The organism is Streptomyces sp. NPDC031274, assembly GCF_055570235.1.
In genome coordinates, this window is the sequence record NZ_JBVIHP010000005.1 from 190,409 (window position 1) to 201,854 (window position 11,446).

Annotated in this window: 12 protein-coding genes; 5 read left to right on the forward strand and 7 right to left on the reverse strand. The window is 70.4% G+C overall.

All coding sequences use genetic code 11. The annotated features are described in order from the left end of the window. Window positions 1–45: 45 nt before the first annotated feature. Window positions 46–2,256, reverse strand: coding sequence for an ATP-dependent DNA helicase RecG (recG, locus tag ACZ5CR_RS10960; protein ID WP_468855906.1), 2,211 nt, complete (start codon window positions 2,254–2,256; stop codon window positions 46–48). A 65-nt stretch (window positions 2,257–2,321) separates the two neighbouring features. Next, window positions 2,322–3,998 (reverse strand): DAK2 domain-containing protein, encoded by a 1,677-nt coding sequence (locus ACZ5CR_RS10965; protein ID WP_468855909.1) that lies wholly within the window; start codon window positions 3,996–3,998, stop codon window positions 2,322–2,324. Window positions 3,999–4,216: 218 nt separating this feature from the next. Between ACZ5CR_RS10965 and rpmB the strand changes: the two genes are divergently transcribed. Further along, a complete protein-coding gene (rpmB, locus tag ACZ5CR_RS10970) occupies window positions 4,217–4,402 on the forward strand; it encodes a 50S ribosomal protein L28 (protein WP_160507429.1) in 186 nt (61 codons plus the stop codon). Between the two features lie 132 nt (window positions 4,403–4,534). Here the strand turns inward: rpmB and thiD are convergent, their stop codons facing one another. Continuing rightward, complete coding sequence (gene thiD, locus ACZ5CR_RS10975) at window positions 4,535–5,347, reverse strand: bifunctional hydroxymethylpyrimidine kinase/phosphomethylpyrimidine kinase (RefSeq protein WP_468855912.1); 813 nt, start codon at window positions 5,345–5,347, stop codon at window positions 4,535–4,537. Next, window positions 5,344–6,312 carry a thiamine-phosphate kinase gene (locus ACZ5CR_RS10980; RefSeq protein WP_389909045.1) on the reverse strand — a complete coding sequence of 323 codons (969 nt, stop codon included), beginning with the start codon at window positions 6,310–6,312 and terminating at the stop codon, window positions 5,344–5,346. Before ACZ5CR_RS10980 ends, thiD begins: the two co-directional genes overlap by 4 nt. A gap of 209 nt (window positions 6,313–6,521) precedes the next feature. Here ACZ5CR_RS10980 and ACZ5CR_RS10985 point away from each other — a divergent pair, with 209 nt between their 5' ends. After that, a complete protein-coding gene (locus tag ACZ5CR_RS10985; protein WP_055698135.1) occupies window positions 6,522–6,755 on the forward strand; it encodes an Lrp/AsnC family transcriptional regulator in 234 nt (77 codons plus the stop codon). Window positions 6,756–6,781: 26 nt separating this feature from the next. Then, window positions 6,782–7,267 (forward strand): DUF3515 domain-containing protein, encoded by a 486-nt coding sequence (locus ACZ5CR_RS10990; protein WP_468856188.1) that lies wholly within the window; start codon window positions 6,782–6,784, stop codon window positions 7,265–7,267. Between the two features lie 25 nt (window positions 7,268–7,292). Here ACZ5CR_RS10990 and ACZ5CR_RS10995 read toward each other — a convergent pair whose 3' ends face one another. The 3 genes from ACZ5CR_RS10995 to ACZ5CR_RS11005 are packed head-to-tail and all read right to left on the reverse strand — an operon-like array spanning window position 7,293 to window position 10,304. Then, window positions 7,293–8,471 (reverse strand): D-alanine--D-alanine ligase family protein, encoded by a 1,179-nt coding sequence (locus ACZ5CR_RS10995; protein ID WP_468855915.1) that lies wholly within the window; start codon window positions 8,469–8,471, stop codon window positions 7,293–7,295. Window positions 8,472–8,505: 34 nt separating this feature from the next. Continuing rightward, on the reverse strand, window positions 8,506–9,516 hold the full coding sequence (locus tag ACZ5CR_RS11000; protein ID WP_468855917.1) for an NAD(P)H-dependent glycerol-3-phosphate dehydrogenase: 1,011 nt from the start codon (window positions 9,514–9,516) through the stop codon (window positions 8,506–8,508). Further along, window positions 9,513–10,304 carry a lysophospholipid acyltransferase family protein gene (locus tag ACZ5CR_RS11005; protein ID WP_468855918.1) on the reverse strand — a complete coding sequence of 264 codons (792 nt, stop codon included), beginning with the start codon at window positions 10,302–10,304 and terminating at the stop codon, window positions 9,513–9,515. Before ACZ5CR_RS11005 ends, ACZ5CR_RS11000 begins: the two co-directional genes overlap by 4 nt. A gap of 147 nt (window positions 10,305–10,451) precedes the next feature. On the opposite strand from ACZ5CR_RS11005, the gene cofC reads away from it, so the two are divergent. Together cofC and ACZ5CR_RS11015 are read left to right on the forward strand one after the other, a co-directional pair. Then, window positions 10,452–11,087, forward strand: coding sequence for a 2-phospho-L-lactate guanylyltransferase (gene cofC / locus ACZ5CR_RS11010; RefSeq protein WP_468856191.1), 636 nt, complete (start codon window positions 10,452–10,454; stop codon window positions 11,085–11,087). A 13-nt stretch (window positions 11,088–11,100) separates the two neighbouring features. Next, on the forward strand, window positions 11,101–11,304 hold the full coding sequence (locus ACZ5CR_RS11015) for a hypothetical protein (RefSeq protein WP_361838132.1): 204 nt from the start codon (window positions 11,101–11,103) through the stop codon (window positions 11,302–11,304). Window positions 11,305–11,446 lie beyond the last annotated feature (142 nt).

Below are 11,446 nucleotides of genomic sequence, written 5' to 3' on the forward strand. Positions count from 1 at the left end.
TGAGTCCTTGTCGGTGTACGTACGGGAAGATCCGGCCTCAGTCTCTCAGCCCTTGTCGAGGTACTGCTCGCGCTCGTCGTCCAGGAGGGCGTCGAGGGCCGTGCGCAGCTCGGGCAGGTGCTCCAGGTCAGGGTCGCGGGACACGACCGCGACGGCCTCCTCGCGGGCCTCGGCGATGATCTCCTCGTCCTCGATGACCGCGAGCATGCGCAGGCTGGAGCGGACACCGGACTGCGCCTGGCCCAGTACGTCGCCCTCGCGGCGCTGCTCCAGGTCGATCCGGGAGAGCTCGAAGCCGTCGAGCGTCGCGGCCACGGCTCCGAGGCGGGCGCGGGCGGGGCTCGCCTCGGGCATGTCGGTGACCAGGAGGCAGAGGCCGGGGGCCGAGCCACGGCCGACGCGGCCGCGCAGCTGGTGCAGCTGCGATACGCCGAAGCGGTCCGCGTCCATGATCACCATGGCGGTGGCGTTCGGGACGTTCACGCCGACCTCGATGACCGTCGTCGCGACCAGGACCTGGGTCTCGCCCGCGGCGAAGCGGCGCATCACCGCGTCCTTGTCGTCGGGCTGCATGCGGCCGTGCAGGATCTCCACCTTGAGGCCGCTCAGCGGGCCGCGGGAGAGCTGTTCGGCGACCTCGATGACGGCGAGCGGTGGCCTCTTCTCGGCGGTGGCCTCTTCTTCGGCCTTCTTCTTGGCCTTCTTCGGGTCGTCGTCCTCGTCGCCGATCCGGGGGCACACCACGTACGCCTGATGGCCGTTCTCGACCTCCTCGCGCACGCGCTCCCACGCGCGCGCCAGGAAGTGGGGCTTGTCCTCGGCCGGTACGACATGGGTGGCGATCGGCGAACGGCCCGCGGGGAGCTGGTCGAGGACCGAGGTCTCCAGGTCGCCGAAGACCGTCATCGCGACCGTGCGCGGAATGGGTGTGGCCGTCATGACGAGGAGGTGCGGGGGCTGCTTGCCCTTGCCGCGCAGGGCGTCGCGCTGCTCGACCCCGAAGCGGTGCTGTTCGTCGACGACGACGAGGCCCAGGTCGTGGAACTGGACCTTGTCCTCGATCAGCGCGTGCGTGCCGATGACGACCCCGGCCTCGCCGGTGACCAGGTCGAGCAGGGCCTGACGGCGGCCCGCCATGCCCATCGAGCCGGTGAGCAGCGTGACCTTCGTGCCCTGGTCCGAGCCGCCGAGCATGCCACCCTCGGCGAGCTCGCCCATCATCTCGGTGATCGAGCGGTGATGCTGCTGGGCGAGGACTTCGGTGGGCGCGAGCATCGCGGCCTGCCCACCCGCGTCGACGACGGCGAGCATGGCGCGCAGGGCGACCATCGTCTTACCGGAACCCACCTCTCCCTGGAGGAGGCGGTGCATCGGGTGCTCGGTGGCGAGGTCGTCGAAGATCTCCTTGGAGACCTTCTCCTGGCCCTCGGTGAGGGTGAAGGGCAGCTTGGCGTCGAACGCGTCGAGCAGGCCTCCCTCGCGGGGGCGGCGGGCGATCGCGGGGAGTTGCGCGTCCGCGTAACGGCGCCTGGCCAGGGCCACTTGAAGGACGAAGGCCTCGTCCCACTTCAGGCGGTCGCGGGCGGATTCGACGTCCGCCTTCGTCTGCGGCCGGTGGATCTTCAGGAGCGCTTCGGGGAGCGGGATCAGGTCCCGGCCGTCGCGCAGGCTCGGCGGCAGCGGGTCGACGGCCTCCTGGGCGCTGGGCAGGACCGCGTCGACGGACTTGGCGATCTTCCAGGACTCCAGCTTGGCGGTCGCCGGGTAGATCGGGATGAGGGCGCCCGCCCAGGAGCCGACCGCCTCGTCCGCGTCGGCCGGGTTGTCGGGGTCGCCCTTCAGGAGTTCGTACGCGGGGTGCGCGAGCTGCATCTTGCGGTTGAAGACGGACGCCTTGCCCGCGAACATCGCGCGTGTGCCGGGCAGCAGGTCCTTGTGCGGCTTGTGGATGCCGCGGCCGAAGAAGACGAGCTGGAGCTGGCCGCTGCCGTCGGTGATCGTCACTTCGAGGCGCTGGCCCCTGCCGCCGTTGAACGTCAGGATGCGCGCCGTCGCGACCTGGGCGACCACGGTGACGTGCTCGTCGAGGGGCAGGTCGGCGAGTCGGGTCAGCTCACCCCGCTCCGCGTACTTCCGCGGGTAGTGGTGCAGCAGGTCGCCGACCGTGTGCAGGTCGAGGTGCTCGGCCATCACCTTCGCGGTGGCGGGACCGACCACTTTCTTCAGGGGTTCTTCGAGCGCGGGCACGAGATCCATTGCACACCACCGCACTGACAATTCGGCGCACGTCTGTGAAATCCGCTGGTCAGGGCTGCTTTCTGCTATTCCACGCCGATCAGCAGCAGGGCTGACTGCCCGCCACCCCGATAGACCACCGTGTCGACCGCCATATGCACCTCGCGCACATGCTTCTCCAGCTCGTCACCGAGGCTGTCCGGCACGGTCTCGCCGAGCACCAGCGTGACCATCTCGCCGCCCGCGGCCAGCATCCGGTCCAGGACGGAGCGCGCGGTGCGTGAGGTGTCGTCGCCGATCACCGCGACGTCACCGTCGATCAGACCGAGGACGTCACCGGCCTGGCAGATGCCCGCCATGGTCCACGACTGCCGCTCGGCGACGGTCAGTTCGGCGTACCGGGCCGCCCCGGCCGCCGAGGTCATCGCGACGACGTCCTCGTCGAAACGGCGGTCCGGCTCGTGCACGGCGAGCGCCGCGATGCCCTGGACCGCGGACCGGGTGGGGATCAGCGCGACGCGCACCCCTTCGGTGCGGGCCTGCTCAGCGGCGGCGGCAGCGGTGTGGCGCAGTTCGGCGTCGTTCGGCAGGAGCACCACCTCGCGCGCGTGGGCGCGCCGGATGGCGTCGACGAGCTCTCCGCTGGCGGGCGGCTCCCCGGGGCGCGTGGGCACCGTGGTCGCCCCCGCGTCGGCGTAGAGACCGGCGAGCCCCTCCCCCGGTACGACGGCGACGATCCCGCGCTGCGTCCGTTCCCGGGGCGGCTGCGCGACGCCCGCGGTATGCGCGTCGCCCACTCCGAAGTGGGTGATGCGGATGCGGTGGGGCCGCCCCGCCTCGACGCCCGCCTCGACGGCGGCCCCGGCGTCGTCGACATGGACGTGGACGTTCCACAGTCCGTCACCGCCGACGACGACGAGCGAGTCACCGAGCCCGTCGAGCCGCGTCCGCAGCCGCGCCACGGCCTTGTCGTCGGCCTCGAGGAGGTAGATCACCTCGAAGGCGGGGGCCGTCGCGTCGGGTGATGTGTCCTGGCACTCGATGGGCTCCACGCGCGCGTGGCCGCCCGGAGCCGTCGTCTTCAGGCGCACCGTCTCCCCCGACAGGGCCCCCACCAGCGCCCCGAGCACCGCCACGAGCCCGCGCCCCCCGGCGTCCACCACTCCCGCACGGCCGAGCACCGCGAGCTGCTCCGGCGTCGCGTCGAGGGCCCGGCACGCGCTGTCGTAGGCGGCCCGTGCCACCACCCCGCAGTCGCCGTCGCCCTCGGCACCGCAGGCAGTGTCGGCGGCGGCGGCTGCGGCGGCGGCCACCGTGAGGACCGTGCCCTCGACGGGGTGCGCGACCGCTTGGTAGGCCGACTCGGCGGCCCTGCGCAGCGCGAGCGCGAGGGCACGGCCGTCGGCGTGATCAGTGTCACGGTCGGCGCCGAGCACCTGCGCCATCCCGCGCAGCAGCTGCGACAGGATCGTGCCCGAGTTCCCGCGGGCCCCGATCAGGGCGCCGTGCGCCATCGCCCGCACGGCCTCGGCCAGCGAGGGGCGGGACGGCTCCAGGCCCGTGAAGACGGCGTCGACGGCCTGGGACGCCGATTCCACGGTCAGATAGAGGTTGGTTCCGGTGTCTCCGTCCGCGACCGGGTAGACGTTGATCGCGTCGATCTCCTCGCGGGCCCCTCCCAGGGCGTCCAGAGCGAGGCCGCACCAGGCGCGCACCGCGACGGCGTCGAGGTTCTGCGGCACCTGCTCGCCTCCTAAGGGCATCCGGAATGGACGCAGCGTAGACCGGGAAGGGCGAAAGGCCCGGGGCGGGGCCGGGGCGAGACATGGTAGTTTCGTTCTATCGAAGCAGTCGTTGTATGCTGCTCCGGTTGCCCGATACCCATCGGGACATTCCTCCTGGCAACGCCACCCACGATCATTGCACTGATCCCGGCATGCCGGGATTACCCGTAAGTGCATCTGAAGTCTTGGAGTGACCCGTGGCTGCCAACTGCGACGTCTGCGGCAAGGGGCCGAGCTTCGGCAACAACATCTCGCACTCTCACCGCCGTACGTCCCGTCGCTGGAACCCGAACATCCAGCGCGTTCGTGCCGTGGTCAGCGGGACGCCGAAGCGGCTCAACGCCTGCACCTCGTGCATCAAGGCCGGCAAGGTCTCGCGCTGACGCATGTAAGCGCGGCCACCTAGCTGGTTGCTGAAAGAGCCGGTCCCCTTCGGGGGGCCGGCTCTTTCGTGCGCCCATAAATACCCGCCAGTACTTACTGCTCCCTGATTCCTGCTTCCTGATTCCTGCTCCCTACTTCCTGAACCGCCACCCGTGATCCACGGGCCCGATCCCGCCGCCGAGCGCGAACCCGGCCTCGATCGCCCCGGTCACGTACTCCTTCGCCGCCGCGACGGCCTCCGGCACCGGCAGGCCCTTGGCCAGGTGCGAGGCGATGGCGCTTGCGAGGGTGCAGCCCGTGCCGTGTGTGTGGCGGTTGTCGTGCCGTGGCGCTCGCAGCCAGTGCTCGTCGGAGCCGTCGGTGAGCAGGTCCACCGCGTCACCCCGCAGGTGGCCGCCCTTGATGAGCGCCCACCGCGGCCCGTACGCCAGGAGGGCCGCAGCCGCTCGCCGCATCCCGTCCTCGGACTCGACCCGGACGCCCGTGAGCTGTGCGACCTCGTCGAGGTTCGGGGTCGCGACCGTGGCGACGGGGAGCAGCTTCGTGCGGACGGAGTCGAGCGCGGAGGCGGCAAGGAGTGAGTCGCCGTGCTTGGAGACGCCCACCGGGTCGACGACGGAGGGGGCGTCCGTGTCCGCGATCAACTCGGCGACGGTCTCGACCAGTTCGGCCGATGCCAGCATGCCGGTCTTGACGGCCTGGACGCCGATGTCGTCGACGACGCTGCGGTACTGCGCGCGCACCGCCTCCACCGGCAGCTCCCAAAAGCCCTGTACGCCAAGGGAGTTCTGCGCCGTGACGGCCGTGACGACGCTCATGCCGTGCGTGCCGAGCGCCAGCATCGTCTTCAGGTCGGCCTGGATGCCCGCGCCGCCGCCGGAGTCGGATCCGGCGACGGTCAGGATGCGGGGCGGGGCCTGGGCCGCGCCGAGGGCCGGGCTCACTCCATGTCCCCGTTGTCGCCGAAGTGGTCCCAGCCCTTGCTGGTCCAGGGCGCTCCGTCCACCGTCACCTGCGGCAGGGCCGAGGGGTTGAGGACCTCGCCGATGACCTTCCAGCGGGCGGGCAGCTTCACGTCGGGCGGGAACGTCGCCACTATGGCGTGGTCCTCTCCGCCGTTGAGCACCCATTGCAGCGGGTCGACGCCGACGGCCTGGCCGATGTCGTTCATCTGGGTGGGCACGTCGACGTCTCCGGAGCGGATGTCGATGCGCACCTTGCTCGACTCGGCGATGTGGCCGAGGTCGGCGATGAGGCCGTCGCTCACGTCCGTCATCGAGGTCGCGCCGAGGCCGGCGGCCGCGGGGCCCGCGTGGTACGGCGGTTCAGGCCTGCGGTGGGCCTCGACGAAGGCACGGGGCGAGCGGAAGCCGCGTGAGAGGACCGCGTGCCCGGCGGCGGACCAGCCCAACCAGCCGGTGACGGCGACGACATCGCCCGGCTGGGCGCCCGCGCGGGTGACCGGCTCGTGGTTGCGCAGATCGCCGAGCGCGGTGATCGCGACGGTGATCGTGTCACCGCGTACGACGTCGCCGCCCACGACCGCCGCTCCCGCGACCTGGCATTCGTCCCGCAGGCCGTCCATGAGTTCGGTGGGCCAGCTCGCGGGGAGTTCGGCGGGCACGACAAGGCCGAGGAGGAGCGCGGTCGGCACGGCGCCCATGGCGGCGATGTCGGCGAGGTTCTGTGCGGCGGCCTTGCGGCCCACGTCGTACGCGGTGGACCAGTCGCGGCGGAAGTGGCGCCCTTCGAGGAGGATGTCGGTGCTCGCCACGACCCTGCGGTCGGGAGCCGACACGACGGCGGCGTCATCGCCCGGGCCGAGCCGGACGGCCGGCGTGGAGGTGAGCCGAGAGGTGAGTTCCCTGATGAGTCCGAACTCCCCCAACTCGCCGACGGTTCCCTTCACCGGGACTCACCATGCCCTTTCACGCTGCTCGGCTTGCGGTCGCGAGCCGTCACTGTCATAGGTACGGTCGAGACGACCGTCAACTTCTGTTGTCCGTCCACCGCGAAGTGCGCGCCACAGCTGCCTCGGGTCTCCCCGCGGGAAGCGGCGACGCGGTACCGTGGCGTCCCTTCTCCCCACATGATCCTCGTGGCCGCCCTGGAGGTTCCGTGGTACAGGCGTACATCCTGATCCAAACAGAGGTCGGCAAAGCGTCGACCGTCGCCGAGCTGATCGGCAAGATCCCAGGAGTGATCCAGGCCGAGGACGTGACCGGACCCTACGATGTCATCGTGCGCGCCCAGGCGGACACGGTGGACGAACTCGGCCGCATGGTGGTCGCCAGAGTCCAGCAAGTGGACGGCATCACGCGGACCCTGACCTGCCCCGTCGTGCACTTGTAGCCCCCGTCTACCCTTGGCCGGTGAAGATTTCCCCTCGCCGGCGTCGCTGCCTGGTATCAGCCCCCGCTCTCGCACTGCTGATCGCTTCAGCGGGCTGCTCCTCAGCAGACGAAGGGGTTGACGCTGCGGTTCCCACCCCGGACAGCAAGGTCACCGAACTGTGCCGGAACCTGGACAAGCAGCTGCCGAAGAAGGTGGACGGTCTTGAGCGGGTTGATCCCGAGCCGAAGTCGGAGCTGACCGCCGGGTGGGGAGACCCGGCGATCATACTGCGCTGCGGTGTCGCCAAACCGCCCAAGATGAAGGACCCGGAAGCGGACGGTGTGACGGCGGACGGCGTCAACTGGCTGCTCGAGGAGCAGGACGACGGCTCGTTCCGCTTCACCTCCACGCTGCGCAAGGCGTACGTGGAGGTGACCCTGCCCAAGGAGCGCGCGGGAAACGGCGTGAGCCCGCTCACGGACCTCGCCGCCCCCATGAAGAAGGCGATCCCCGAGGGGATCGCCTCCTAGCTCCGCAGAGCCTTCGCGGGAGGCGCTAGCGCAGCCCCGTCGACCGGTTGAGGGCCGCCTGGACGAGGCGGTCGACCAGTTCCGGATAGCTGACGCCGCTCGCCTCCCACATCTGCGGGTACATCGAGATGGGCGTGAAGCCCGGCATCGTGTTGATCTCGTTGATCACGAACCCGTCCTCGGTGAGGAAGAAGTCCGCGCGCACCAGGCCCTCGCAGGACGTGGCCTCGAAGGCGTCGACCGCGAGCCGCTGGATCTCGGCGGTCTGCTCGGGGGTCAGCGGGGCGGGCACGATCCCGGGTGTCGAGTCGATGTACTTCGCCTCGAAGTCGTAGTAGTCGTGCGACTGCACCGGCGGGATCTCGGCGGGCAGGCTGGCGCGCGGCCCGTCCTCGAACTCCAGGACCCCGCACTCGATCTCTCGGCCGCGCAGGAGCGACTCGACAATGATCTTGGGGTCGTGGCGGCGCGCCTCCTCGATGGCCTCGTCGAGGCCTTCGAAGGAGTCGACCTTCGTGATGCCCATCGAAGAGCCCCCGCGCGCGGGCTTGATGAACAGCGGCCAGCCGTGGTCACCGGCGAACTCCGCGATCTTCTTGCGGGCGCCCTCCTGGTCGCGGTCCCACTCGCGCGGGCGGATCACCAGGTACGGGCCGACGGGAAGACCGAAGGAGGTGAAGACCCGCTTCATGTACTCCTTGTCCTGGCCGACGGCCGACGCGAGCACTCCGGCGCCCACGTAGGGCACTCCGGAGAGCTCCAGAAGTCCCTGGAGGGTGCCGTCCTCGCCGTAAGGGCCGTGCAGCATCGGGAAGACGACGTCGACCTCACCGAGCGCCTTGGGCACGGAGCCGGGCTCGCTGTAGACGACCTCGCGGTTGCCCGGGTCCAGGGGCATCACCACGCCCCCTTCGGCCGACTCGGCAAGCGCGTCGACGTTGGGCACCTGACGGTCGGTGATCGCCATGCGCTCGGGATCGTCGGCGGTCAGCGCCCATCGGCCGTCCGTCGTGATGCCGATGGGCAGGACGTCGTACTTGGTGCGGTCGATGGCACGTAGTACGGCGCCCGCCGTGACGACCGAGATGCCGTGCTCCGAGCTGCGGCCGCCGAACACGACGGCCACACGCGGTTTGCGGAGCGGCAGCTCAGAGCTCTGCTCGGGGCGCGGCTCGGGGCTCTGGGGGAGGTTCTCGCTGCTCATATCGGGTTGAGGGTACCCGCTGGTCCTCGGAGAGTCAGCGTCGCTCGGGCTTGGCGCTGCGCGACATCAGCTCCTTGAGGGCGACCACCGGCGGCGTGCCCTCGTGCACGATGCCCACGACCGTCTCGGTGATGGGCATGTCGACGCCGTGCCTGCGGCCCAGTTCGAGGACGGACTCGCAGGACTTGACGCCCTCGGCGGTCTGCTTGGTGACCGCGATGGTCTCCTCAAGGGTCATGCCCTTGCCGAGGTTCGTGCCGAAGGTGTGGTTGCGCGAAAGCGGCGATGAGCAGGTGGCCACCAGGTCCCCGAGGCCCGCGAGTCCGGAGAACGTCAGCGGGTCCGCGCCCATCGCCAGGCCCAGACGGGTGGTCTCGGCGAGGCCGCGGGTGATGAGCGAGCCCTTGGTGTTGTCGCCGAGGCCCATGCCGTCCGCGATGCCGACGGCGAGGCCGATGACGTTCTTGACGGCACCGCCGAGTTCGCAGCCGACGACGTCCGTGTTCGTGTACGGGCGGAAGTACGGCGTGTGGCAGGCGGTCTGCAGGCGTTGCGCGATCGATTCGTCGCGGCAGGCGACCACGGCGGCGGCGGGCTGCCTCGCGGCGATCTCGCGGGCGAGGTTGGGCCCTGTGACGACGGCGACGCGGTCGGCGGCGACCTTCGTGACGTCCTCGATGACCTCGCTCATCCGCATCGCGGAGCCCAGTTCGACGCCCTTCATGAGGGAGACGAGCACGGTGTCGGGGGCGAGCAGCGGCGCCCACTCGGCGAGGTTGGCGCGCAGCGTCTGCGAGGGCACGGCGAGCACGGTGAAATCGGCGCCGGCCGCGGCCTCCCCCGGGTCGGTGGTCGCCCTGAGGTTCGCCGGGAGTTCGACGTCGGGGAGGTAGTCGGGGTTCCTGCGCGAGGAGTTGACGGCGTCCGCGAGTTCGGCGCGGCGGCCCCACAGGGTGACGTCGCACCCCGCGTCGGCGAGCACCATGCCGAAGGCAGTACCCCAAGAGCCCGTTCCGAAGACGGCGGCCTTCACCGGGTTCGTCACTTGCTGTCCTCCGTGGTGTTCTCAGGGGTGTTCTCGGCAACGCCGGAACCGATGCGTTCCGCTGCCTTGCGTCGTTGTGCGAGCCGCGCCTTGCGCGGGTCGTACGGGGTCTCGGGGGCCTTCTCCTCCCGGATCTCCTCCAGGAGTTCGGTGACCGCGCCCATGATGGTCTCGGTCACCTCCCGCAGGATCTCGGGGGTGGGCTCCTTGTCGTAGAAGCGCGAGAGGTCGACCGGGCTGCCCGCGAGGACCTGGAGCTTCTTGCGCGGGAAGAGGCTGAGCTTCTTGCTGTACGGGGGAAGCGCGAGGTTGGCGCCCCATTGCGCCACGGGGATGACGGGGCACTTGGTCCGCAGGGCGACCCGCGCGGCACCGGACTTGCCGGTCATCGGCCACACTTCGGGGTCCCTGGTGAGGGTGCCCTCGGGGTAGAACGCCACGCACTCGCCGCGCTCGATCGCGTCGACCGCGGCACGGAAGGCGTCGAGCGCGTTCGTGGTCTCGCGGTAGACCGGGATCTGGCCCGTGCCCTTCATGACCTTGCCGACGAACCCGTCCTTGAAAAGGCCGTCCTTAGCCAGAAAACGAGGGACTCGTCCGCTGTTGTACTGAAAATGGGCGTACGAGAGGGGGTCGATATATGAGTTGTGATTCACCGCGGTGATGAATCCACCGTGGGCCGGAATGTGTTCCATTCCTCGCCAGTCCCGCTTGAACAGAACCACCAGCGGCGGTTTAGCGATGACCGCCGCCAGGCGGTACCAGAAGCCGATTCTGCGGCGGGACACTCGGACACCTTCCTCCATGAACCTGGACGGCCGCTCAAGTGTCGCCCCGGGCTGCCTGTCTGTCGAGAACACCGTACGCCCGCCCTCGCGGCCTGGAACTCCCAGCAGGCCACAATGGGCGCTGACGCGAAGGACGGAGCCGCCCCCGTGCAGTGGACCCTGGTAATACCCCTGAAACCGCTGGAGCGCGCCAAGAGCAGGCTCACCGCCAGCACCGGCGACACCTTGCGCCCGGGCCTCGCTCTCGCCTTCGCACAGGACACCGTGGCCGCCGCGGTGGCCTGCGCGGCGGTAAAGGGTGTGGTGGTCGTCACGGACGACGTCCTGGCCGGTCGCGAGCTGACGTCCCTCGGGGCCCGGATCGTGCGGGACGAGCCCGCGGGGGGCCTCAACGCCGCGCTGCGGCACGGAACGGCGGCCGTGCGCGCCGGGCGGCCCCAAACGGCTGTCGCGGCGCTGAATGCCGATCTCCCCGCGCTGCGTCCCCTGGAATTGGCACGGGTACTCGACAGCGCCGCACATTTTCCCCGTTCTTTCCTCGCGGATGCCGCCGGAATCGGCACGACTCTGCTCTCCGCCACTCCCGGCATGGAATTGCTTCCCGCTTTCGGCGCGGCGTCCCGTTCCCGGCACTCGGCATCGGGCGCGATGGAACTTCCGCTCGCCGACGTCGATTCCGTACGCCAGGACGTGGACACCGGCGAGGATCTGCGGACCGCTCTCGCGCTGGGCGTCGGACCGCGCACCGCGGCGGCTGCCGCGCGGCTCCTGATCGCCGACTGAGTAGGCTTCCCCCATGCAGGCGACCGCGTACACGTACGACTCCGAGACCCGCAGCGGCAGCGTGCTGCTCGACGACGGCACTCCGGTGCCCTTCGATCCCCCGGCGTTCGACGCGGGCGGCCTGCGGTTGCTCAGGCCGGGCCAGCGGGTGCGGATCGAGGTCGAGGGAGAGGGCGAGCAGCGCCGCGTCACCCTGGTGACGCTGCAGACGTTCTGAGCCACCCCTCCTCGGGGCCAGATCCTCCACGGGGCTCCACCCTCCGCAGGGCCCCGCACACGCCGCGGGGGGGGGGGGCCGGGGGGGGGGGGGGGAGGGGGGGGGGGGGGGTTGGTGTTCTCTTTCTTTTTGTGGGGGGGAT